At 61.9% G+C, this 21,995-nt stretch carries 22 protein-coding genes; 8 read left to right on the top strand and 14 right to left on the bottom strand.

Annotation, left to right across the window (positions count from 1 at the left end; all coding sequences use genetic code 11):
- The first annotated feature begins 158 nt into the window (after positions 1–158).
- Positions 159–1,757, top strand: a complete 1,599-nt coding sequence (locus OC445_RS08935) for an ABC transporter permease (RefSeq protein WP_262020064.1) — start codon at positions 159–161, stop codon at positions 1,755–1,757.
- The gene (locus OC445_RS08940; protein WP_054920341.1) at positions 1,754–2,569 is read left to right on the top strand and encodes an ABC transporter ATP-binding protein; all 816 of its coding nucleotides are present in this window, start codon (positions 1,754–1,756) and stop codon (positions 2,567–2,569) included. The genes OC445_RS08935 and OC445_RS08940 overlap by 4 nt, the downstream gene beginning before the upstream one ends.
- Here the strand turns inward: OC445_RS08940 and OC445_RS08945 are convergent.
- On the bottom strand, positions 2,556–3,626 hold the full coding sequence (locus OC445_RS08945; RefSeq protein ID WP_054920343.1) for a fatty acid desaturase: 1,071 nt from the start codon (positions 3,624–3,626) through the stop codon (positions 2,556–2,558). The two genes, OC445_RS08940 and OC445_RS08945, sit on opposite strands and share 14 nt — an antisense overlap.
- A gap of 101 nt (positions 3,627–3,727) precedes the next feature.
- On the opposite strand from OC445_RS08945, the gene OC445_RS08950 reads away from it, so the two are divergent.
- From OC445_RS08950 to uraH, 3 genes are all read left to right on the top strand, one after another.
- Complete coding sequence (locus tag OC445_RS08950) at positions 3,728–4,732, top strand: AraC family transcriptional regulator (RefSeq protein WP_054896687.1); 1,005 nt, start codon at positions 3,728–3,730, stop codon at positions 4,730–4,732.
- A gap of 195 nt (positions 4,733–4,927) precedes the next feature.
- Positions 4,928–5,401 carry a GlcG/HbpS family heme-binding protein gene (locus tag OC445_RS08955; RefSeq protein ID WP_034125453.1) on the top strand — a complete coding sequence of 158 codons (474 nt, stop codon included), beginning with the start codon at positions 4,928–4,930 and terminating at the stop codon, positions 5,399–5,401.
- A gap of 27 nt (positions 5,402–5,428) precedes the next feature.
- Positions 5,429–5,839, top strand: a complete 411-nt coding sequence (gene uraH / locus OC445_RS08960; protein ID WP_014716425.1) for a hydroxyisourate hydrolase — start codon at positions 5,429–5,431, stop codon at positions 5,837–5,839.
- Here uraH and OC445_RS08965 read toward each other — a convergent pair.
- Positions 5,834–6,520, bottom strand: coding sequence for a Crp/Fnr family transcriptional regulator (locus OC445_RS08965; RefSeq protein WP_181124499.1), 687 nt, complete (start codon positions 6,518–6,520; stop codon positions 5,834–5,836). The genes uraH and OC445_RS08965 overlap by 6 nt on opposite strands.
- 83 nt (positions 6,521–6,603) lie before the next feature.
- On the opposite strand from OC445_RS08965, the gene OC445_RS08970 reads away from it, so the two are divergent.
- The gene (locus tag OC445_RS08970) at positions 6,604–7,173 is read left to right on the top strand and encodes a DUF962 domain-containing protein (RefSeq protein ID WP_054896689.1); all 570 of its coding nucleotides are present in this window, start codon (positions 6,604–6,606) and stop codon (positions 7,171–7,173) included.
- A gap of 56 nt (positions 7,174–7,229) precedes the next feature.
- Here the strand turns inward: OC445_RS08970 and OC445_RS08975 are convergent, their stop codons facing one another.
- From OC445_RS08975 to dibA, 6 genes are all read right to left on the bottom strand, one after another.
- On the bottom strand, positions 7,230–8,198 hold the full coding sequence (locus OC445_RS08975) for a sulfate/molybdate ABC transporter ATP-binding protein (RefSeq protein WP_034125451.1): 969 nt from the start codon (positions 8,196–8,198) through the stop codon (positions 7,230–7,232).
- Between the two features lie 3 nt (positions 8,199–8,201).
- On the bottom strand, positions 8,202–9,074 hold the full coding sequence (gene cysW / locus OC445_RS08980; protein WP_054896816.1) for a sulfate ABC transporter permease subunit CysW: 873 nt from the start codon (positions 9,072–9,074) through the stop codon (positions 8,202–8,204).
- 13 nt (positions 9,075–9,087) lie between these two features.
- A complete protein-coding gene (gene cysT / locus OC445_RS08985; RefSeq protein ID WP_032894195.1) occupies positions 9,088–9,906 on the bottom strand; it encodes a sulfate ABC transporter permease subunit CysT in 819 nt (272 codons plus the stop codon).
- 194 nt (positions 9,907–10,100) lie between these two features.
- Entirely contained in the window at positions 10,101–11,111 is a 1,011-nt protein-coding gene (locus tag OC445_RS08990) for a sulfate ABC transporter substrate-binding protein (protein WP_014716420.1), read from the bottom strand.
- Between the two features lie 64 nt (positions 11,112–11,175).
- Entirely contained in the window at positions 11,176–11,358 is a 183-nt protein-coding gene (gene oscA / locus OC445_RS08995; RefSeq protein WP_003170956.1) for a sulfur starvation response protein OscA, read from the bottom strand.
- A gap of 297 nt (positions 11,359–11,655) precedes the next feature.
- Entirely contained in the window at positions 11,656–13,572 is a 1,917-nt protein-coding gene (gene dibA, locus OC445_RS09000) for a phosphodiesterase DibA (protein ID WP_198790425.1), read from the bottom strand.
- Positions 13,573–13,738: 166 nt separating this feature from the next.
- Between dibA and desA the strand changes: the two genes are divergently transcribed.
- The gene (gene desA / locus OC445_RS09005) at positions 13,739–14,923 is read left to right on the top strand and encodes a delta-9 fatty acid desaturase DesA (RefSeq protein ID WP_198790424.1); all 1,185 of its coding nucleotides are present in this window, start codon (positions 13,739–13,741) and stop codon (positions 14,921–14,923) included.
- Between the two features lie 187 nt (positions 14,924–15,110).
- Entirely contained in the window at positions 15,111–16,112 is a 1,002-nt protein-coding gene (locus tag OC445_RS09010) for a GGDEF domain-containing protein (RefSeq protein ID WP_032894198.1), read from the top strand.
- Positions 16,113–16,253: 141 nt separating this feature from the next.
- Here the strand turns inward: OC445_RS09010 and OC445_RS09015 are convergent, their stop codons facing one another.
- From OC445_RS09015 to OC445_RS09040, 6 genes are all read right to left on the bottom strand, one after another.
- Entirely contained in the window at positions 16,254–17,456 is a 1,203-nt protein-coding gene (locus tag OC445_RS09015; protein ID WP_198790423.1) for an HDOD domain-containing protein, read from the bottom strand.
- Positions 17,457–17,678: 222 nt separating this feature from the next.
- Positions 17,679–18,956, bottom strand: coding sequence for a 4-aminobutyrate--2-oxoglutarate transaminase (gabT, locus tag OC445_RS09020; protein WP_014716416.1), 1,278 nt, complete (start codon positions 18,954–18,956; stop codon positions 17,679–17,681).
- Positions 18,957–19,133: 177 nt separating this feature from the next.
- Positions 19,134–20,576: an NADP-dependent succinate-semialdehyde dehydrogenase gene (gabD, locus tag OC445_RS09025; protein WP_003187552.1), complete on the bottom strand. Its 1,443-nt coding sequence runs from the start codon at positions 20,574–20,576 to the stop codon at positions 19,134–19,136.
- 296 nt (positions 20,577–20,872) lie between these two features.
- Complete coding sequence (locus OC445_RS09030) at positions 20,873–21,187, bottom strand: RebB family R body protein (protein ID WP_003187551.1); 315 nt, start codon at positions 21,185–21,187, stop codon at positions 20,873–20,875.
- A gap of 50 nt (positions 21,188–21,237) precedes the next feature.
- On the bottom strand, positions 21,238–21,552 hold the full coding sequence (locus tag OC445_RS09035; RefSeq protein ID WP_003187550.1) for a RebB family R body protein: 315 nt from the start codon (positions 21,550–21,552) through the stop codon (positions 21,238–21,240).
- Between the two features lie 80 nt (positions 21,553–21,632).
- The gene (locus tag OC445_RS09040) at positions 21,633–21,956 is read right to left on the bottom strand and encodes a hypothetical protein (RefSeq protein WP_198790422.1); all 324 of its coding nucleotides are present in this window, start codon (positions 21,954–21,956) and stop codon (positions 21,633–21,635) included.
- Positions 21,957–21,995 lie beyond the last annotated feature (39 nt).

Genomic DNA, 21,995 nt, shown 5'->3' on the forward strand with positions numbered 1-21,995 from the left:
CAGCCTCCAGAGGCCTATGCATAAACAGCATCGAAAATATTCTTCGAATGCATTGGATGCGTGGCGGCGTGAGGCTTTAAATGACTTTTCTTATCTCACAATCATCTTGATCGCGCTTTTGTAAGATCGAAATCACATAACGCATTCGGAGGTCTTCCATGGCCCGGATTTCACTTCTGAGCCTGCCGCTGGCGGCCCCGCCCAAAGGCATCGCGCCGCGCTGGCCGCAGCTGGGCCAGCGTTTATTGCCGTGGCTGCTGCCGCTCACGCTGTTTGCCTTATGGTGGCTGGCCAGCCGCAATCATTGGATGAGCGAGCAGATTCTGCCCACCCCCGCCCTGGTGTGGAGCAGCGCGGTGGAGTTGGCCGGCGGCGAGTTATGGAGCCATCTGGCCATCAGCTTGCAGCGCTTGTTCTGGGGCCTGCTGGCCGGTGTCAGTGCCGGCGCGATACTGGGCGCGTTCCTGGGTTTCAGTGCGCGCGCCGAGCGCTTGGTGTTCCCGACGTTCTGCGCGCTGGCGCAAATGCCGACCCTCGCCTGGATCCCGCTGTTCATGGTGTTTTTCGGCATTGGCGAAACCCTCAAGCTGGTGGTGCTGGTCAAGGCCATCGTGGTGCCCGTGACTCTGCATACCCTGGTAGGCGTTCGCGACGCCCAGCCCAACCTGCGCGAAGCCGCCCGTGTACTGCGCCTGCCTGGCCACTTGCTGATCCGCCGTCTGGTCCTGCCCGCCGCACTGCCTGCGTTCATGGCCGGTGTACGCCTGGCCCTGGCGGCGGGCTGGACCTCCCTGCTGGCCGTGGAGCTGCTGGCCTCCAGCGAAGGCATCGGTTACCTGATGGTGTGGGCGCGCCAGTTGTTCATGCTCGATATCGTCTTCGTGTGCATCGTGGTCATTGGCGTGCTGGGTGTGGTGATGGACCGCGGCATCGGCTGGCTGGACCGCAAGTGGGTGCACTGGCCCCATCCGGCCACTGCGCAGATTCGACGCGGGCCACGCTACGAAGGCTGGCAGCGCTTGCAACCCTGGCTGTTGCCGCTGCTGCTATTGGCGTTATGGCAAGTAGCGACTCAGCAGGATTGGGTCGATCCAAACATTCTGGTCAGCCCCTGGGCGGTGCTGCAAACCAGCGTGGCGGGCGTGCTGGATGGCAGCCTGACTACGGCGCTGGGCAAAAGCCTTGGCCGGGCCCTGGGCGGGTTGCTGCTGGGCGGTAGCCTGGGCTTTGCCATGGGCCTGTGGCTGGGGCTGTCGCGGCGCAGTGAGCGGCTACTTGGCCCCACTTTGTCCGCGCTGCGCCAGATCGCGATTTTCGCCTGGGTGCCGCTGCTCACCGCCTGGTTCGGCCTGGGTGAACTGGCCAAGTGGGTGTTTATCGCCCTCGCCGCCTTCTTCCCGTTGTTTATTGCCACCCAGCGCAGCGTGCTCAACTTGTCGCCCCAGCTGCGCGAAGCCGCGCAGGTGCTGCGCCTGAACCTCTGGCAACGCTTGCGCCGCATGGTACTGCCGGGCGCCGCGTCGGGGATTTTCGCCGGCCTGCGCCTGAGCCTGATCTACGCCTGGATGGGCACCCTCGGCGCCGAATATTTCATGCCCTCAGATGGCGGCATCGGCAGCCTGATGATCGGCGCCCAACAGTTGCTGCGCATGGATTTGATCATGAGCGGCATGCTGCTGGTCGGCCTCACCGGCGCCGCTCTGAACCTGATCGGCCAACGCATCGAAACCCGTGCCACCCGCTGGAGACACGCATGAACGCACCGATTGTCAGCTTCAACCACGTGGGTAAGTCCTTCGACGTCGATGGCTTCGAACTGGAAGCCATCCATGAATTCAACCTGGAGGTGGCCGAAGGGGAATTTGTTGCGATTGTCGGCTCCAGTGGATGCGGGAAATCCACACTGCTGCGCTTGCTGGTGGGCTTGGATACGCAGTTTCGCGGCGAGATCCAGGTCGATGGCAAAGCCGTCAGCGGGATCGGCGGCGAGCGCGGCATTGTGTTCCAGGAGCACCGCCTGTTCCCGTGGCTGACCGTGGCGCAAAACATCGGCCTGGGCCTGGTCAACGAGCCCCTGAACGAGGCCGAGCGCAACCGGCGCATCAGCGACTTTATCGAACTGGTGGGCCTCACCGATTTCACTCGCGCCTACCCCCACCAACTCTCCGGCGGCATGGCGCAACGGGTGGCGATTGCCCGCGGCCTGGTGGCCAGCCCGCGCATCCTGTTGCTGGACGAACCCTTCGGCGCCCTGGATGCACTGACGCGCCAGCAGATGCAGGACGAACTGCTGGCGATTCGTGCCCGCGCCAGGATCACCACGGTACTGGTGACCCACGATGTGGAAGAGGCGATTTTCCTCGCCGATCGCGTGGTGGTGATGGAGCCGCGTCCGGGGCGAATCAAGCAGGTCGTCGAGATCGCCCTGCCTCATCCGCGCCAGCGCAGCAGTTTTGAATTCCACCAGCTACGCGAAGAGCTGTTGCACGAATTAACCAGCGACGACCATTACCAACCGCCGGTGCGCGAACAGATCCGCGACCTGCCATTGGCGTTCATTGCTTGCTGAAAGAGAGCTCAGTGCGCGGGTGTTCCTGGGGCTCCAGGCGATTGGCTCGCGCAAACGTGCCCAAATCATTGAAGCGCACCCCCATCTCGGCCATGACCTTGTGCGCCACCTTGGCGGTCATCTGGCGGATGTAGAACGGTTCTTTCACCACAAAGTGATGGATGCCGTGGGTGCTGCCGAAGTTGAAGCAGAACGCCTGCAACGGCCACAGCCACCAAGGGTTCAGCACTTGGGTTTGCTGCATCACATTGCCCAGTTCCACATCGCCGTAGTAATGCATGTTGGAGCTGACAAAGTGCAGGCAGAAGGTGCGCAACACGTTCGGGCCGATGATCACCACCGCAGCGATATCGATCACCTGCATCACCTGCAAGGTACCGGCTGACCACTGAATGGGCGCGCCCATCAAACTGGCAATCCCATTGGCGGCATGAAAGCCCAGGAAGACGTACCACGCGCCCCAATGCAGCAAGGCCAGCGGTGCGTACACCAGCAGCACGCGCTTGAGGATGCTGAACCTGTGCGGCCAGGTCTTGGCGCGCAACAGGCGGATCAAGGCCGACATCATGTTGTCCCCCACCATCAGCAACCGTGCGATGCCCCAGGGTTCGCCATTGGTGATCGCGCGCTCTTCCATGTCGGCTTCGGTGCCCGAGACCTTGTGATGGTTGAGGTGCAGGTGCCGGCGTATCCATGGGTTGATGGTGCTTGGCCGCGCCAGCCATACCAGGCCCATCATCAGGTTGTGGGGCACGCGTTGCTTGCGAAAGTACATGCTGTGGATCAGGTCGTGTTCCAGCTCGTGGGTGAGCGAGGCGAAGAAGGCATTGAGCAGCAGACACACCCACCAGGCCATATGACCGCTGATATAGAGCGCTGCCGAGCCGAACATGCCCAGCAGGGCAAAGGCCAGGATGCCTGCGCCCAGCGCGTCCTGATGCAACAACCAGGGGTGCCGCTGGCGCAAGCGCACGCCTTCGGCCATCACCACCTCGCGGATATGCGCCGAACGCTGTTGTGCGTTCAACGGCTGGGGGCTTGCAGAAGTACCGTCCATGCTTCCATTCTCTTGTGAAGTGATGCCTGCATCCTGCACCCAACCCTAGCGCAGGACGCTAGCCGCGCACGCCAATCTGTTGACCACAAGCGCCAATTGCCATGACCGAACCCACTTCCCTCGCCAGCTGGACCCGTGCCCTGCGCAAGCAGCTCGACGCCCTGGGCCTCGACAGCGCCGCGCTGTGCGCCGAGGCCGGGCTCGACCCGCAGCAGATGGACGACCCCAACGCCCGCTACCGGTTGTCGGCCACCACGCGCCTATGGGCGCTGGCGGTACAGGCCAGTGGCGACCCGGCGATTGGGCTGCGGGTGTCGCGGTTTGTCAGCCCCACCACCTTTCATGCGCTGGGTTACGCATTGGTGGCCAGCGGCAGCTTGCGCGAGGTGTTCGAGCGCATCGTGCGCTATCACCAGGTGGTCAGTGATGCCTTGGACCTGGAGCTGAGCCGCCACGGCGACGTCTACCGTTTTCGCCTGCTCCAACCCCCAGGCAGCCCTGCGCCCGCGCCGGAAGCGATTGATGCCTTTGCGGCGATCTACGTGCGCACGTGTCGCAACCGCCTGGGTCGCGACTATGCGCCGTTGGCCGTTTACCTGCGGCGCCCGGAACCCGCCGACCCCGAGCCGTGGCACAGGGTATTTCGCGCTCCGGTATGGTTTGCCGCCGACGAAGACCGCCTGGAATTCGCCGCCAGCGACTTCGACAGCCATCTGGACGACGCCAACCCGGAGCTGGCCGAACACAACGAAACCGTGCTCAAGCGCACCCTCGCCCAACTGCAACCGCTGACCTGGGAACGCAAGGTGCGCGCCGCCATCGAGGCGCAATTGCCAGACGGCGAGCCAAGCGCCGAACACATTGCTCAAGCGCTGCATTTGAGCCTGCGCAGCTTGCAGCGGCATCTGGCCGATGAAGGGTGTCGGTTTGACGCCTTGCTCAATGAGTGCCGGCAAAACCTGGCGTTATTGCACCTGCGCGACCCGCAGTGCTCATTGGCCGAGATCAGCCATTTGCTGGGGTTTGCCGATACCAGCAGTTTCAATCGTGCGTTCAAGCGCTGGACGGGGATGACGCCGGGGCAGTTTCGCGACGGGTTGCAGTAGGAAGGGCCTCATCGCAGGCAAACCAGCTCCCACAGGGGAATGGGGTTCACATCATGTGGGAGCTGGCTTGCCTGCGATGAGGCCAGTACAAACACCACAAATCCCTGAGTTTGATTACAAACCTGTCATCCAATTGTGCGGCTTTTGTCCGCGTCCGCTGGTTACCGTGACGGCCTGCTTTCTGGAGCCCTCACTATGTACCGCACTGCCTTGTTCCTGAGCCTCGCCGTGGCCACCGTCGCCCAGGCGGCGCCACAATTACCACGCCATGCCGAGCTGGATCTGCACACCGCTCGCCAACTGGCCGACGCCAGCCTGGCCCACTGCACCGCTGCGCTGACCGTACTCGACCGCGGTGGCAACCTGTTGCTGGGCCTGCGCGCTGACGGTGTCGGCCCGCACAACAGCCTCGCCAGCCAACGCAAGGCGTACACGGCGCTGTCGACAAAAACCCCGACCCGGCTGTTTGCCGAACGGGCGCGTAATAACCCCGAAGCCGCCAACCTCAACAGCTTGCCCGAGCTGCTGTTGCTCGGCGGTGGCGTGCCGCTGTTTGCCGACGCCGAACTGGTCGGTGCCCTAGGCATCGCCGGTGCCGGTGGCGCCGCGCAGGATGAAGCCTGCGCCGTACAGGCCGCCGAGCAACTGGGCCTGAAAATCACCCCTTGATTCCACTTCCCTCAAAAGGACTTCGCGATGAAAACCTTGAGCATGACCCTCGCCGCACTGAGCCTGAGCGGCCTGTGCAACCTGGCCCTGGCCGACGGCAACCCCCTGAGCGTGCACGTACTCAACCTGGAAAACGGCCTGCCAAGCGCCGGGGTCAATGTCACCCTTGAACAGCATGTGGGCGATAAGTGGCAGTCGCTGTCTGAAGGTGTGACCAACCAGCAAGGCCGCATCGCCGAGCTGTTCCCGGCCAACCGCAGCATGCAGCCGGGCGAGTACCGCGTGGTGTTCAAGACCGGCGATTACTACAAGAAGGCTAACCGCGAGACGTTTTTCCCTGAGGTACCGGTGATATTCCAGGTCAAGCAGGCCGACCAGCACTACCACATCCCGCTGTTGCTCAGCCCTTACGGTTTCTCTACCTATCGCGGTTCATAGGCCCGCGGCCAGCCGCAGCCCATTGAGGTCGCGTATCTCGATGGCACCGTAACTCAAGCCGATAATGCCCTGTTGCTCCAGCGCCTTGAGCAGACTGTTGATGGTCTGGCGCGACAGGCCCAGCATCGCCGCCAGATCCTCCTGGGGCAGTTGCAGCACGCGGCGCGCATGATCCACTTCGCCGTAGCCTTGGGCAATCATCAGCAACCGATGGGCCAGCCGCTCTGAGGCGGGCATCAGGCTTGTCTGTTCGATATTGATCAACGACAGCCGTAGTTTATGGCTCATCAACAGCGCCATCTCCCGCCAAAACAGCGGATGCTGCTCGAGAATGCCGAGCATCGCCGCCTGCGGCACCTGCAGCAGCCTGCAAGCACCCGTGGCCATGGCATCGTGGGTGCGCGGCAGGTTGTCGAACAGGCAGATCTCGCCGAACCAGTAGGGCGTTTCCACCAGGCTCAACACCGCTTCCTTGCCCTGAGCACTGACCGCACTGATGCGCACCGTGCCTTCCAGCACCGCATACACGCCGCACGGCGGGTCACCGCGCTTGAACAGGTACTGCCCCGCCGTCAGCACACGCAACCGCGCCGCCCCCAGCAGGCTATGCTGCAAGTCTGGCGGCAAATGGCTGAACCAATGACCGCGAGCCAATTGCGCGTGCCATGTCCCTGTGTCCATGCGAACTCCGAAGATTGTCGCCCAGTTGACAGTTAGGCACCGACTGACAGGGCATGATCAAACATCCTACAGGAGGAACAACAATGAAAAGCCTCGTCGACCACCTCAGTCAATACGCCGCGTACCACCGCGACCCACGCAACATCGCCAGCCACTTCATCGGTATTCCGTTGATTGTGGTGGCGGTGGCCGTGCTGCTGTCGCGCCCCGAATGGTCGGTGGGCGGGCTGTGGCTATCACCTGCGGTGCTGTTGGCGCTGTTTTCGGCGTGGTTTTATCTGCGCCTGGAACTGGCCCTGGGCGTGTTGATGACTATGCTGATGGGCTTGTCGGTGTGGGCCGGGCATGTGCTGGCGGCGCAAAGCACGGCGGTGTGGCTGAGCAGCGGCGTGGGGATGTTTGTGGTGGGCTGGGTGATTCAGTTCATCGGGCATTACTACGAAGGCAGGAAGCCTGCGTTTGTGGACGATGTGTCCGGGCTGATCGTGGGGCCGTTGTTTGTGGTGGCGGAGTTGGCGTTTTTGCTGGGGTTGCGGCAGGACCTCAAGCGCCAGATTGAAGAGCGCTCTGGGCCGGTGGCGCGGCGCGGTCTTGATCGGTCCCATGCTCTGCGTGGGAATGCAGGCCAGGACGCTCCGCGTCCAAAAGCGTGACGCAGAGCGTCACCAGAGGCGTTCCCACGCAGAGCGTGGGAACGATCACGTGAGGCTCAGGTTTTGGGTTTGAAGAACAGGGTCTCGCCCCGCGCCAGGCCGGTGAGGCTGTCATGGTCTTTCACCACTTCGGCCTCGATCAATTCACTCTGGCCTTCAACCTTCAAGGTCACGCGAGTGGTCGCGCCCAACGGCCGAATATCCCGCACTTGCGCCGCATGGTGATCTTCCAGTTCATGGCGTGACAGCGACACTTCGTGGGGGCGGAACAGCAGGTGCTTGTCTTCGCCCAAATGCAAGCGGTTGGAGTCACCCAGGAAGTGGTACACAAAATCGCTGGCCGGGTTTTCGTAGACGTCGCCCGGTGAACCGATCTGCTCGATCACGCCCTTGTTCATCACCACGATACGGTCGGCGACTTCCATGGCCTCCTCCTGGTCGTGGGTCACGAAGACCGAGGTCAGGTTGATGTCTTCGTGCAGGCGCGCCAGCCAGCGGCGCAGTTCTTTACGCACCTTGGCGTCGAGGGCGCCGAAGGGTTCGTCGAGCAGCAACACCTTGGGCTCCACCGCCAGGGCGCGGGCCAGGGCGATACGCTGGCGCTGGCCACCGGAGAGTTGTTCCGGGTAACGGTCCGACAACCAATCAAGCTGCACCATGTTCAGCAGCTCGTGAACCTTGCTGGCGATCTGGCTTTCGGTGGGGCGTTGGTTTTTCGGCTTCATGCGCAGGCCGAAAGCGACGTTGTCGAACACGGTCATGTGGCGGAACAGCGCGTAGTGCTGGAACACAAAGCCCACGTTGCGATCACGCACATCGTGGCCGGAGACGTCTTCGCCGTGGAACACAATACTGCCGGTATCCGGGGTTTCCAGGCCGGCAATGATGCGCAGCAGCGTGGTCTTGCCGCAGCCGGACGGGCCCAGCAACGCCACCAGCTCGCCACTCTGGATATCCAGGTTGATGCTGTCCAGGGCCTTGAAGGCATTGAAGTTCTTGCTGACATTACGGACTTCGATCGACATGACTTATTCCTCACCCGCGCTGTTGCGCAGGCGGTTGATTCGGTTCTCGCTCCACTGCTTGAGCAGCAGGATGAAGAGCGCCAGGATCAGCAACAGGCTGGCCACCGCAAACGCGGCAACGTGGTTGTATTCGTTGTAGAGAATCTCGACATGCAGCGGCAGCGTGTTGGTGACGCCGCGAATGTGGCCGGACACCACCGACACTGCGCCGAACTCACCCATGGCTCGCGCCGTACACAGCACCACGCCGTAGATCAGACCCCACTTGATGTTCGGCACGGTGACATGCCAGAACATCTGCCAGCCATTGGCGCCCAGCAGGCGTGCGGCTTCTTCTTCCTGGGTGCCCTGCTCCTGCATCAGCGGGATCAGCTCACGGGCCACGAACGGCACGGTGACGAAGATGGTCGCCAGCACGATGCCCGGCAGGGCGAACACGATCTGGATGTCGTGGTCTTGCAGCCACGGCCCGAAGAAGCCCTGGGCGCCGAACATCAACACGTACACCAGGCCTGCGATCACCGGCGACACCGAGAACGGCAGGTCGATCAGCGTGACCAGGATGCTCTTGCCACGGAACGAGTACTTGCTCACGCACCAGGCGGCGCTGACGCCGAACACCAGGTTGAGCGGCACCGAAATCACCACGGCGATCACCGTGAGTTTCAGCGCCGACAGCGCGTCGGGTTCAAGGATTGCGCTGAAGAACGTGCCGAGGCCGTTTTTCAAGCCCTGGGACACCACCACCAGCAACGGCAGCAGCAGGAACAGCGCGAATACCAGCCAGCCAAGGCCGATCAGGATACGTCGCGAGGTCGCGCTGCCACGGCGGGCGGCGTTGGCCGAGGACGCGGCAGAAATAGACGATTGGGACATGTTCCGCGCCTCCTTATGGACGTTCGATGCGCCGCTGCAACAGGTTGATCAGCAGCAGCAAGACGAAGGACACCACCAGCATCAGCACACCAATGGAGGTGGCGCCGCGGTAGTCGTATTGGTCGAGCTTGACCATGATCAGCAATGGCAGGATTTCGGTTTTCATCGGCATATTGCCGGCGATGAAGATCACCGAACCGTACTCACCCACGCCTCGGGCAAAGGCCAGGGCGAAGCCGGTCAGCCAGGCGGGCAGCAATGCCGGCACTAGGATGTAGCGGAACACTTGCAACGGCTTGGCGCCGAGGCAGGCGGCGGCCTCTTCGATTTCCCGGGGGATATCGGCCAGTACCGGCTGCACCGTGCGCACCACGAAGGGCAACGTGACGAAGGTCAGCGCCAGGGTGATACCCAGGGGGGTGTAGGCGATCTTGAAGCCCAGGTCGGTGGCAAACTGGCCGACCAGGCCGTTGGGCGCGTACAGCGCCGTCAGCGCGATACCGGCGACGGCGGTGGGCAGCGCGAACGGCAGGTCGATCATCGCGTCGATGACCTTGCGCCCGGGGAAGGTGTAGCGCACCAGCACCCAGGCCAGCAAAGTGCCAATCACACCGTTGATGAGTGCGGCGTACAGCGCGGTGCTGAAGCTCAGCTTCAAGGCCGCCAGTACACGAGGTGCGGAAATGATGTTCCAGAACTGATCCCAGGTGAGTTGAGCGGCGTGTACAAACATCGCCGCCAGCGGGATGAGCACGATCAGGCTGAGGTACACGACGGTGTAGCCCAGCGTCAGCCCGAAGCCGGGTATGACGGGGGAGATACGACGCGACATAAGAGTCCTTGGTTAGCGGAACGGATATGCGTACGGCCCACTGTGGCGAGGGAGCTTGCTCCCGCTGGGCTGCGAAGCGGCCCCAGAACCAGGCAACCACGATGTACCGTGAGTACCGGTTTTGGGAGTGCTTCGCACTCCAGCGGGAGCAAGCTCCCTCGCCACAACAAGCCCCGCGCAATAGTCGGTGTTGATTATTGCGCCGTGTAGATCTGGTCGAACACACCACCATCATTGAAGAATTTCGGTTGGGCAGTTTTCCAGCCGCCGAAGTCTTTGTCGATAGTCACCAGGTCCAGTTTCGGGAACTGCTGGGCGTATTTGGCGGCGACTTTTTCATCCCGTGGACGGTAGAAGTTCTTCGCCGCAATCTCCTGGCCCGCCGGGCTGTACAGGTGGTTGAGGTACGCCGTGGCGATCTCGGTGTTGCCCTTTTTCTCGGCGTTCTTGTCGACCACGGCCACAGGCGGTTCTGCCAGGATCGACAGGGACGGCACGACGATGTCGAACTTGTCGGCGCCGCCGTCTTCCTTCAAGGCCAGGAACGCCTCGTTTTCCCACGCCAGCAGCACGTCACCCTGGCCGTTGTTGACGAAGGTAATGGTAGAACCGCGTGCGCCGGTGTCCAGTATCGGCACGTGCTTGAACAGCTCTTTGACGTATTCCTGGGCCTTGGCTTCGCTGCCGCCTGCCTTGAGGCCGTAGGCCCAGGCGGCGAGGAAGTTCCAGCGTGCACCGCCGGAGGTTTTCGGGTTGGGCGTGATCACTGAAACGTCTTTCTTGATCAGGTCGCCCCAGTCCTTGATGCCCTTGGGATTGCCCTTGCGCACCAGGAACACAATGGTGGAGGTGTAGGGCGTGCTGGCGTCCGGCAGGCGGGTCTGCCAGTTCTCCGGCAGGGTCTTGCCCAGCTTGGCGACTTCATCAATGTCACCGGCCAGGGCCAGGGTCACTACGTCGGCGCGCAGGCCGTCAATCACTGCGCGTGCTTGCTTGCCCGAGCCACCGTGGGACTGCTGGATCTTCACGTTGTCGCCGGGGTGGGACTGTTTCCAGAAGCTGGTGAACTCAGCGTTGTAATCCTGGTACAGCTCACGGGTGGGGTCGTACGAGACGTTGAGCAACTCGTAGTCCTTGGCAACGGCGGAACCGGCAAACACGGCACTGGCCAATGCGGCCAAGGCATAACGGCGAATCGACGACATAGAAGCTCCTGAAATTCTTGAGTGTTGGCTTTTCTTGTAATTGCGGGTCTATCGCCGTTCTTGCTCAGCTCGGTTTGTTACCGGGGTTCTGCAGACGGAATTTTTCCTTGCGTTCGATCTGTACCACTTGGGCGTTGTGTACGGTGATTTCCACCGCGCCAAACCGCAGATCGCGCAGGGCGCTCTGGATTTCACGCAAAATGGCTGCTTCGTCCTGGCCGTCAACGCTACGTAGAGATGCGCTCATGGTCTCGCTCCTGAAAATGAGTAGTGCCTGGCAGTGGCGGCACTGCTTGCGGCGTGAGGGCGATAGTAGATAAGCGCGGATATTCTTAAAAATACTATTTAAGAATGTTTATATAACCAGAAAGAATTTTCTGATAGGGCATGGGGTTGCAAGGGTTTCGGCAGAAAAAACGCTCACACACAGGCGCCGCAGAACCCCTGTGGGAGCTGGCTTGCCTGCGAAAGCGGTGGTGCAGTTACAGATACAGTGACTGACACGCCGCCTTCGCGGGCAAGCCCGGCTCCCACATTGGCCGAGTCAGTCCTGACGAATCAGAGGGGCTCGGGTCCAGTCGATTTCATCAGCCGGCATCGGCCGTCCAAACCAGTACCCCTGGCCCATGTCGCATTCCTGATCCAGCAGGAACCGCGCCTGTTCCACCTGCTCGATCCCTTCGGCGTGCACCTGCATGCCCATGCTTTTGGCCAGGGCGATCACCACGCGCACAATCGCGGCGTCGTCTTCGTCCCACGGCAAGCCCGCCACAAAGCCCTGGTCGATCTTGAGCTTCTGCACCGGCAGGCGTTTGAGGCGCAACAACGAGGAATAGCCGGTGCCAAAGTCGTCGATCGCCAGGCGCAGGCCCAGTTCGCGCAGGCGGTGCAGTTGCTCCAGTGCGACTTCCGGGTCGTCCATCACTGCGCTCTCAGTGACTTCCAGCTCCAGGAAGGCCGGGTCCAGCCCAGTGGTGTGCAGCACTTGGGCCACTTGCTCATACAACTCGCGTCGGGCAAACAGGCGGCTGGAGACATTGATTGCGATAAAGCTCAGCGGCGCGCCGTCGGCCAGCCATTGGCACATCTGGCGGCAGGCCTGGTCCATCACCCACGCATCGATCTCGGCAATCAACCCGGTGCGCTCGGCGATGGGGATGAACTCGCCCGGGGGTACCAGGCCGCGTTCCGGGTGCTGCCAGCGCACCAGTGCTTCAACGCCGACCAAACGGCTGTCGTGCAGGTCGTGCACCGGCTGGTAATAGACGCGCAGCTCATGTTGGTCGAGGGCGCGACGCAGCTCGCCAGCGATTTCCACCCGATGCTGGGCGTGGGCGGTCAGTTCTTCGGTATACAACGCGTAGCCTTCGCGCCCGGCGCTCTTGGCCTTGAACAACGCGGAATCGGCGTTACGCAGCAGTTGCTCGGCGCTCAGGGCGTCACTGGGGAACAGGCTGATACCGATACTGGCGCTGATAAACAGCTGGTTGCCGTCAAAAATGAACGGATCCTTCATGGCGTTGAGCATGCGCTGCGCCAAGGCCGCCGCTTGCACCACCTGCGGGCAGCTTTCTGCCAGCACGGCAAATTCGTCCCCCCCCAGGCGCGCCAGGGTAACCCCCGGCCCAAACAGGCCGCTGAGGCGTTCGGCCACCAGTTTGAGCAACTGATCGCCAACGTTATGGCCGAGGCTGTCGTTGATGATCTTGAAGTGGTCCAGGTCCATCAACAGCAGAGCGCAGCCACGCTTATGCACCTGCGCGGAAGCCAGGGCCTGCTCGGCGCGATCGGTGAACAGCAGGCGGTTGGGCAGGTCGGTGAGCGGGTCGTGATGGGCCAGGTGCGCCAATTCGTGCTCGGAGTTCTTCATGGCGCTGATGTCCGAAAACACCGCCACGTAGTGGCTGACCTGGCCCTGGTCGTCGTGAATCACCCGTATGGTTTGCCACTGGGGGTAAACCTCGCCGCTTTTACGGCGGTTCCAGATTTCCCCGCTCCATTCGCCGGTGCTTTCCAGGGCCTGGAACATTTGCTGGTAGAAATGCGCCGAGTGGCGCCCGGACTTGAACAGGCTTGGCCGTTGGCCCATCACGTCGTCGCGCTGGTAGCCGGTGATCTCCATAAACGCGCGGTTGACGTGCACGATCAGCCCCTGGGTATCGGTGACCAGCACCCCTTCGCGGGTGCAATCGAACACCGCAGCGGCCTGGCGCAGGCGCTCGCGGTTCTCTTTCAGGGGTTGTTGCAACGCATGGGCACGGGCAAAACGCCGGCCTATCCAGTAAATGAGCAAGGCGCTGAGGCTGACCCACACATAACCGCGCGCCTGCAGCCAGCGCCCCAGAGCCCAAGGTTCATCGATAAAGTTGATTAATAGGTAATTGCTGAGCTGGAGCCAAACGATAGAAACCAGCAGGTACACCAACCCCGCACGTAGGGCACCTCGGTATGAAAACAGCATATGCTTAGTAATCCTTACTAAATAACCAGAATCGCCCTACAAAGGATCAGGATTATAGAGTAGGAAACACTTTGTAAGTCTTATCTGAAACGGTGACTGGTTTTATCTGCAAAGGAAGTGATAATGCGGGTGCTGTTTTTTTCTTTATCTGAGGGCCATACAGCCTATGTGGTACAACGGTTTTCTTGATCTGTCCGCCTGGCAACTGGTGGCAGTCACGCTGTTGATGACCCACGTGACCATTATTGGGGTCACTGTCTATCTGCACCGTTATTCGGCCCATCGCTCGCTCGAGCTCAATGCCGGCCTTAAACACTTCTTCCGCTTCTGGCTGTGGCTGACCACGGCGCAGAACACCCGCGAGTGGACCGCCATCCACCGCAAGCACCACGCCAAATGCGAAACCGTAGATGACCCGCACAGCCCGGTGATCAAGGGCTTGTCCACCGTGCTGCGCAAAGGTGCCGAGCTGTACCGCGCCGAGGCGGAAAACCCCGAGACCCTGCGTATCTACGGCAAAAACTGCCCGGACGACTGGATCGAGCGCAAGCTCTACACCCGCTTCCCGCTGCTGGGCGTGGCGCTCATGGGCGTGATCGACCTGCTGCTGTTCGGCACCATCGGTATCACCATCTGGGCGATCCAGATGATGTGGATCCCGTTCTGGGCCGCCGGCGTCATCAACGGCCTGGGGCATGCCGTGGGCTATCGCAACTTCGAATGCCGTGACGCCGCCACCAACCTGGTGCCGTGGGGCATCATCGTCGGCGGCGAAGAGCTGCACAACAACCACCACACCTACCCCAATTCGGCCAAGCTGTCGGTGAAGAAGTGGGAGTTCGACCTGGGCTGGGCCTGGATCAAGGTGTTCAGCTTCTTGCGCCTGGCCAAGGTGCAGCGTGTAGCGCCCATCGCCCACCGCGTCGAAGGCAAGGGCAGCCTGGACATGGACACCGCCATGGCGATCCTCAACAACCGCTTCCAGATCATGGCCCAATACCGCAAGTTGGTGATTGGCCCGTTGGTCAAGCAGGAGCTGGAGAAGGTCGATCATTCGGTGCGCCACCAGTTCCACCGCGCCAAGCGCCTGCTGTCGCGGGAAACCAGCCTGCTGGAAGACCGCCACCACTTGCGCATCCAGAGCATGCTGGAACACAGCCATGCCCTCACGGTGATCTACGAGAAGCGCCTGGCGCTGCAGCAGATCTGGCTCAAGACCAGTTCCAACGGCCACGACATGCTGGCGGCGATCAAGGAATGGGTGCATGAAGCCGAGGCCAGTGGCATCCAATCCCTGCGCGATTTTGCCCACCAACTGAAGACTTACTCGTTGCGTCCTACAGCAGCGTGAGGGCGCCGTGGGAGGGTTCACCCTCCCACGCACTGGCTTTTTGGCGTCATTTTCCGGGCACCGTCAATCCACGCCGTTCACGGAACTTCACCGCAATTCCCCTCTCTCAAAGAACACTTCGCCATCATGGTGACCCCTTGTAGTGACCGCTTTTGCACCTGCGGCGCGCCCAGAGAGAGTTGTACCGATGGTTCACGAAAAGCCCAGCCTGCCCGATGTGCCCACCGCAGAGCCGCCGCGCCCGGCCGCGGCGGCGACCCTGTTGGCGCTCATGCATGCTCAAGGTGAAGTCGAGCGGCTGAGTGAGCGTGAGCAACTGCTCAGTTCCCTGCTGGTCAGCGTGAACGCCGTGCTCTGGGCCATCGACTGGGAAACACGCCGCGTGCTGTATGTGAGCCCGGCGTACGAGCGCCTGTTTGGCCGCTCCGCCGGCCTGCTGCTGGCCGACCACCGCGAATGGCGCAACAGCGTCCACCCCGAAGACCTCGACTACGCCGAACACAGCCTGGCCCGTGTGCTGGAACAGGGCGCCGTGGAGGACCGCGAGTACCGCATCATCACCGCTGACGGGCAGATCCGCTGGTTGAGCGACAAGTGCTACATCAACCAGCAGGTGGTGCCCGGTGAAGCGCTGATCGTGGTGGGCATCGCCGAAGACATCACCGAAAAGAAGCAACTTGAGCTGGAACTGCATCGCCTCGCCACCACCGACGTACTGACCCAAAGCAGCAACCGCCGACACTTCTTCGAACTCGCCAACCAGGCGTTCGACAATGCCTGCGCGCAGGGCACGCCGCTGGCGTTCCTGTTGCTGGACATCGATGATTTCAAAGACATCAACGACACCTACGGCCACCTGGAGGGCGACCAGGTGCTGCGGCGCATCGCTGAGAGTGGTCGCGGGGTATTGCGCCGTGGCGACCTGTTCGGGCGCGTTGGTGGCGAAGAATTTGCTGCTGTGCTGCCGGGTTGCCCACCGGAGATGGCCCTGCAGGTTGCCGAGCGGTTGGGCAAGGAAATCCAGGCATTGGTGTTCAGCTACGAAGGGCATGAATTCAATGTGACCGTCAGCCAAGGCCTGGCCGGCCTGCGCGAAGATGACTCCACCCTCGACAGCCTGTTTGCGCGAGCGGATGCGGCAATGTACGAGGCCAAGCGCCAAGGCAAGAACCGTGTTATCGCCGGGTAACACCGCTTGGCATTTATGCCTTTTTGTAGGAGCGAGCTTGCTCGCGAAAAACTCACAGGCGCCGCGTTTATCCAGGAAGCCCGCGTCATCGTTGACGTTTTTCGCGAGCAAGCTCGCTCCTACATGCGTTCGGTGTGTGTTTCAGGTTTTGCGCACTCGGGTCAGTTCCGACAAGCCGACCTTGAGCAGCCGCGCCGTCTTGCTGCCCGCCAGTTCTTCCAGCCCTTCGTGCTCGGTCAGCCGCGCCATTTGCACCGCCAGGTTCACCACCAGGGCTTCGCGCGAATACACCCCGCCTTCCAGTGAATAGATCCCTGCGATCAACTGCCGCAACTCCAGCGGCAAGCGCCAACGCGTGCGCAACGCCGAACCGTAGGCGGCGCCAAAGGCGTCGAGGGATTCGCCGATGGCTTCATCATCCAGGGCGCCGCCGCCCTGGCGCCAGTCTTCCAGGCAGCGCAACAAGGCCAGGTCGCCCAAGCGATGCAGGATGCAGGCGCTGTAGCAGCGCTGGTGGTCGAGCTCCAGCATGCGCGCCAGGCGCCGGGCGTAGTCGGCGCTGTCCTGGGACAATTGCCAGTGCCGCTCGGCGTAGGCCACCAGCCCAGGGTCGCCCAACACCACGTTGTGCTTGAGCGCCAGGCCCAGGATGAGGTTCATGCTCTGGCCGGGCACCAACTTATGCAGGGCCTCTGACAGGGTCTGCACTGGCGTGCCGTGGTAGCCGGCGCTGTTAGCGGCGGCGATCAGTACGGCGGTGATTTGCGGGTCGCTGTGCACCTGGTCTTCCAACTGCTTGAGGTCCAGGCCTTCGGGCCCCAGGCTGCGTTGCACGGCGGCTTTCACATCCACACGTAACGGCGCCCCATCGCAGACCTCCCGGCGCCGCTCCAGGAAGGCTGGCAAGGTCATACCCGGCGCCAGCGGTGGGATTTCGCAGTACACGCTTTCGCCTTCGTTGAGCAGCAGGTCTTGCAAGCGCTGGGTCAGGCTTTCCATGTTCAGCGGGCGGGTCAGGTAGGCGGTGGGCGCCAGGGGCAAGGCTTCGCGCACGCTGGCGCTGTCGTTGCGACTGCTCAGCAAGATAAACGGCAGCGAACGGCGCTTCTGGCGCACGCTGCGCAGCAGGCTCAGGCCATCCACGCCCGGCAGCTCCCAATCCGCCAGGATCAGGTCATAGGTTTTTTCTCCCAACAGCGTAGCGGCGTGCTGCCCATCGGCGCACACATCCAGCCGTGCGTCACAGCGCACATTCAACAGCACTTGCTTGAGCAGGTCCCGCGACCAAGGGTCTGCTTCGGCGATTAACACTCGGGGTACAGCGGGTAAATCAACAGCAGTCATCCAGCACGCTCCATCGGCAATGCTTGCACCTTAGACAATGCAGGCGCGTGCGTACAATGAAGCAGGCACAAAAAAACCGCCGAAGCGGTTTTTTTGTACGGGCTGTAACCTGTGGCGAGGGAGCTTGCTCCCGCTGGACTGCGCAGCAGTCCCAAATCAAAGAGCGGGGCCGCTTCGCGCCCCAGCGGGAGCAAGCTCCCTCGCCACAGTGACTAAGGTTGGTCAGAGTTCGGAGAAACACTCTTCGATGATCGCCAGGCCTTTGTCCAACTGCTCGTCCGGCGAGGTCAGGGGCACCAGTACGCGCAATACGTTGCCGTAGGTACCGCAGGACAGCAGGATCAGGCCCTTGTCACGTGCCTTGGCTACCACGGAGGCAACGGCGGCAGCGTTTGGCTTGTGGGTGTCGCCGTCTTCAAACAGCTCGACCGCGATCATCGCGCCCAGGGCACGCACTTCGCCGATCACCGGGTACTTGGCCTGGATGGCCTTGAGACCAGTCACCAGGCGCTCGCCCACGGCCTTGCAGCGGTCCAGCAGGTGCTCTTCTTCGAACACTTCCATCACGGCCAGGGCTGCTGCGCAGGCAATCGGGCTACCGGCATAGGTGCCGCCCAGGCCGCCTGGAGCGATGGCGTCCATGTACTCGGCCTTGCCGCACACACCGGCCAGCGGGAAGCCGCCCGCGATGGATTTGGCGAAGGTGGTCAGGTCGGCGGCAACGCCCATCTGTTCCATGGCGAAGAAGGTACCGGTACGGCCGGCACCGGTTTGCACTTCGTCGGCGATCAACAGGATGCCGTGCTTGTCGCACAGTTCGCGCAGGCGCTTCATGAAGGCTTTCGGCGCGACGTAGAAACCGCCCTCGCCCTGTACCGGCTCGATGATGATGGCGGCGATATCACGCGGCTCGGCGTCGTTCTTGAAGATGCGCTCGATGCTGGCGATGGAGTCGTCGACGCTCACACCGTGCAGTTCGTTGGGGTACAGCGCACGGAACACGCCGCCCGGCATCAAGCCCATGCCGGCCGAGTAAGGCACGACCTTACCGGTGAGGCCCAGGGTCATCATGGTGCGGCCGTGGTAGGCGCCGGTGAAGGCGATCACACCGGCACGGCCGGTGGCGGCGCGGGCGATCTTCACGGCGTTCTCCACCGCTTCGGAACCGGTGGTGACCAGCAGGGTTTTCTTGGCGAAATCACCCGGCACCTTGGCGGCGACTTTTTCGCACACTTCTACGTAGGGCTCGTAGGCCAATACCTGGAAGCAGGTGTGGGTCAGCTTGTTGAGTTGCTCGGTCACGGCCGCGATGATTTTCGGGTGCACGTGGCCGGTGTTCAGCACGGCGATACCGCCGGCGAAGTCGATGAACTCGCGACCTTCAACGTCGGTCACGGTGGCGTTCTTCGCGGAGTCAGCGAAGATCGGGTGAATCTGGCCAACACCGCGCGGTACAGCGGCTTCGCGGCGTTTCATCAGGGATGCGTTGGTCTTGCTCATAAAGTCCTCATTCGCCGCTCATCGGGCGGCGTGGCTCAAGGATAGGTGGCGGGGAGGCAACTACGGCAGCATGCGATGATCGACTGCCACAGCTTTCCCGGCCACTGCGAATAACCATGTGAAACACGCAAAGGGGCAGCGCTCTCGTGCCCTCTGCGTTTACTGCAATCCCGTGCCTTAGATACCCAGGCAGAGGTATTTGATTTCCAGGTAGTCCTCGATCCCGTACTTGGAGCCTTCACGGCCCAGGCCGGAGGCCTTGATGCCGCCGAACGGCGCCACTTCGTTGGAGATCAACCCGGTGTTGACGCCGACCATACCGTATTCCAGGGCCTCGGCCACACGGAACACACGGCCCAGGTCGCGGGCGTAGAAGTAGGAAGCCAGGCCGAACTCGGTGTCGTTGGACATGGCGATCACTTCGGCTTCGTCTTTGAAGCGGAACAGTGGCGCCAGCGGGCCGAAGGTTTCTTCCTTGGCGACGGCGGCGTTTTTCGGCACGTCGACCAGGATGGTCGGTTCGAAGAAGTTGCCTTCCATCACCTTGCCACCGGCCAACAACTTGGCGCCTTTGCTCAGGGCATCAGCGATATGTTCCTGCACCTTGGCCACGGCTTTTTCGTCGATCAGCGGGCCGGTGGTGGTGCCGTCTTCCAGACCGTTACCGATCTTCAATTTGGTCACCGCCACCTTGAGCTTTTCAGCGAAGGCGTCGTACACCGAATCCTGGATGTACAGGCGGTTGGCGCAGACGCAGGTCTGGCCGTTGTTGCGGTACTTGGAGATGATCGCGCCTTCGACGGCCTTATCCAGGTCAGCGTCGTCGAACACGATGAACGGTGCGTTACCGCCCAGCTCCAGGGAGACTTTCTTGATGTCCTTGGCGCATTCGGCCATCAGCTGGCGACCAATTTCGGTCGAGCCGGTGAAGGACAATTTACGCACAATGGGGTTGCTGGTCAGCTCGCCGCCGATGTCGCCAGCACTGCCGGTGACTACGCTGAGCACGCCTTTGGGGATACCGGCGCGGTGCGCCAGCTCAACCAGGGCCAGGGCCGAGAACGGGGTTTGCGAGGCCGGCTTGATCACCATGGTGCAACCGGCAGCCAGGGCCGGGCCGGCTTTGCGGGTGATCATCGCCGCCGGGAAGTTCCACGGGGTGATGGCTGCGGTCACGCCGATGGGCTGCTTGATCACGATCAGGCGCTTGTCGGGCTGGTGGCCGGGGATCACGTCGCCATAGATGCGCTTGGCTTCTTCGGCGAACCACTCGATAAAGGAAGCGGCGTAGACGATTTCGCCCTTGGCCTCGGCCAGCGGCTTGCCTTGTTCGAGGGTCATCAGGCGGCCGAGGTCGTCCTGGTTTTCGATCAGCAGTTCGAACCAGCGGCGCAGCTTGTTGGCGCGCTCCTTGGCGGTGAGTGCACGCCAGGCTGGCAGGGCCTTGTCGGCGGCTTCGATGGCGCGGCGGGTTTCCGCGGCGCCCATCTTCGGCACGGTGCCGAGAATCTCGCCCGTGGCCGGGTTGTTGACCTTGATGGTTTGACCATTGTCCGCATCGACCCAAGCGCCATCGATAAAGGCTTGCTGGCGGAACAACTGGGTGTCTTTAAGCTGCATGTCGGCTTTCCTTAACAGCACCGCGCGCACGCGGAGCGAATTAGAGTTGTTGAAAGGCGCCTTGTGGGCTGCCGTCAGGGAAATCAGCCCCAGCGCGCAGAAGAAATGAAAGAGCGCACGGGAGACAGAGCGTTTGAAATCTCAAACGAATCCTAGGATCAATGGGGGTACAGGGCAATAGGATGTTCGAAAAAAAGAACGAATATGGCACATCCGATTCATCTTTCGGATCAAACGCACACACGACAACAGCCCCGGAGCCTTGTGGGCGCCGGGGCTGCTGGGGGCTCTGCAGTTTAAGGTTGGAACGACTTGAGCACGGCCAACAGGCTGGTCAAGTTGTCGGCCACGCCGCCCTGGGCGACTTTTTCGGTGGCGGCGGCGCCAGCGGTGGTGTCGACACTGTAGATCTGCATCACGCCCTGGTTGGTGGCCGCCTGAGCCAGGGTGTTTTGTTGCTGTTGGGCCGAGACCGAGTTCTGGAACAGAATGGCCGTGGCCTGGCCCATGGACTGGTAGATGGTGCTCATGGCCATCGCGGGTGATTCGGCAACCACCTTGACGTTGGTCTGAGTGACGGCATCGGTGATTTGCGGGCTGACTGTACTCATGGTTGAAACTCCTGGGTTGAGAAAGAACAACATCCGTTATTGCTCAGTGCTTAAGGCTGGAACGACTTGAGCACGGTCAACAGGCTGGTGAGGTTATCCGACACGCCGCCCTGGGCGACTTTCTCGGTGGCCGCCGCACCTGCGGTGGTATCGACGCTGTAGATCTGCATCACGCCCTGGTTGGTGGCCGCCTGGGCCAGGGTGTTTTGCTGCTGCTGGGCCGACACCGCGTTCTGGAACAGAATCGCCGTGGCCTGCGCCATGGATTGATAGATAGTGCTCATCGCCATCGCTGGCGATTCGGCCACCACTTTGACGTTGGTCTGGGTGACCGCGTCGGTAATTTGCTCGTTGACTAATGGCATGATCAATTTCCTTATTTAGTACACGGTGCATTCCGTGTTCATCAATGAACGTTGCGGCACAGGCGCTGTGAAACGCAGGGTCAAGGTTTTGCAGTGGGGCCCAGCGCCGCTTCAATCTGGACGATCAACCCTTGGATCAGTGCCTGCACTTTCTTGCGTTGCGCATCCTGGTCGGGAGCTGCGCCGTCCAACACCTGGCGCAGGGCCGCTTCACGTTGCAGGGCAGCGGTCTTGAGCGCTTGTTCGTTGGCCTTCGATTGCGCAAGCACTTCGGTAGCGCGCTTGAGGGTTTCGTCGACGATGGCCTGGGGCGTTCCGGCGAAGATCTGCGGGTTGCGCAGCATCGCTTCGAGCCGCTGGCGGTCATCGGCAGACAGGACCGAGGGTGTGGAAGGGGGTGCCATGTCGATCTCCTTGGGTTTTACGTCGCCTGCCAAAGGGCC

This window comes from Pseudomonas sp. Pse35 (assembly GCF_024519715.1).
Lineage (GTDB): Bacteria > Pseudomonadota > Gammaproteobacteria > Pseudomonadales > Pseudomonadaceae > Aquipseudomonas > Aquipseudomonas paracarnis.

Bases quoted from the DNA above. Each gene is read 5' to 3' on its own strand.
- OC445_RS08965 (WP_181124499.1), bottom strand. From the start codon at position 6,520: ATGGACACAGGGACATGGCACGCGCAATTGGCTCGCGGTCATTGGTTC.
- oscA (WP_003170956.1), bottom strand. From the start codon at position 11,358: ATGAGCGCATCTCTACGTAGCGTTGACGGCCAGGACGAAGCAGCCATT.
- OC445_RS08950 (WP_054896687.1), top strand. From the start codon at position 3,728: ATGACCGAACCCACTTCCCTCGCCAGCTGGACCCGTGCCCTGCGCAAG.
- OC445_RS08975 (WP_034125451.1), bottom strand. From the start codon at position 8,198: ATGTCGATCGAAGTCCGTAATGTCAGCAAGAACTTCAATGCCTTCAAG.
- gabT (WP_014716416.1), bottom strand. From the start codon at position 18,956: ATGAGCAAGACCAACGCATCCCTGATGAAACGCCGCGAAGCCGCTGTA.
- cysW (WP_054896816.1), bottom strand. From the start codon at position 9,074: ATGTCCCAATCGTCTATTTCTGCCGCGTCCTCGGCCAACGCCGCCCGC.
- OC445_RS08955 (WP_034125453.1), top strand. From the start codon at position 4,928: ATGTACCGCACTGCCTTGTTCCTGAGCCTCGCCGTGGCCACCGTCGCC.
- OC445_RS09035 (WP_003187550.1), bottom strand. From the start codon at position 21,552: ATGCCATTAGTCAACGAGCAAATTACCGACGCGGTCACCCAGACCAAC.
- OC445_RS08935 (WP_262020064.1), top strand. From the start codon at position 159: ATGGCCCGGATTTCACTTCTGAGCCTGCCGCTGGCGGCCCCGCCCAAA.
- dibA (WP_198790425.1), bottom strand. From the start codon at position 13,572: ATGCTGTTTTCATACCGAGGTGCCCTACGTGCGGGGTTGGTGTACCTG.
- OC445_RS08970 (WP_054896689.1), top strand. From the start codon at position 6,604: ATGAAAAGCCTCGTCGACCACCTCAGTCAATACGCCGCGTACCACCGC.
- cysT (WP_032894195.1), bottom strand. From the start codon at position 9,906: ATGTCGCGTCGTATCTCCCCCGTCATACCCGGCTTCGGGCTGACGCTG.
- OC445_RS08990 (WP_014716420.1), bottom strand. From the start codon at position 11,111: ATGTCGTCGATTCGCCGTTATGCCTTGGCCGCATTGGCCAGTGCCGTG.
- uraH (WP_014716425.1), top strand. From the start codon at position 5,429: ATGAAAACCTTGAGCATGACCCTCGCCGCACTGAGCCTGAGCGGCCTG.
- OC445_RS09010 (WP_032894198.1), top strand. From the start codon at position 15,111: ATGGTTCACGAAAAGCCCAGCCTGCCCGATGTGCCCACCGCAGAGCCG.
- OC445_RS08940 (WP_054920341.1), top strand. From the start codon at position 1,754: ATGAACGCACCGATTGTCAGCTTCAACCACGTGGGTAAGTCCTTCGAC.
- gabD (WP_003187552.1), bottom strand. From the start codon at position 20,576: ATGCAGCTTAAAGACACCCAGTTGTTCCGCCAGCAAGCCTTTATCGAT.
- OC445_RS09040 (WP_198790422.1), bottom strand. From the start codon at position 21,956: ATGGCACCCCCTTCCACACCCTCGGTCCTGTCTGCCGATGACCGCCAG.
- OC445_RS08945 (WP_054920343.1), bottom strand. From the start codon at position 3,626: ATGGACGGTACTTCTGCAAGCCCCCAGCCGTTGAACGCACAACAGCGT.
- desA (WP_198790424.1), top strand. From the start codon at position 13,739: ATGTGGTACAACGGTTTTCTTGATCTGTCCGCCTGGCAACTGGTGGCA.
- OC445_RS09030 (WP_003187551.1), bottom strand. From the start codon at position 21,187: ATGAGTACAGTCAGCCCGCAAATCACCGATGCCGTCACTCAGACCAAC.
- OC445_RS09015 (WP_198790423.1), bottom strand. From the start codon at position 17,456: ATGACTGCTGTTGATTTACCCGCTGTACCCCGAGTGTTAATCGCCGAA.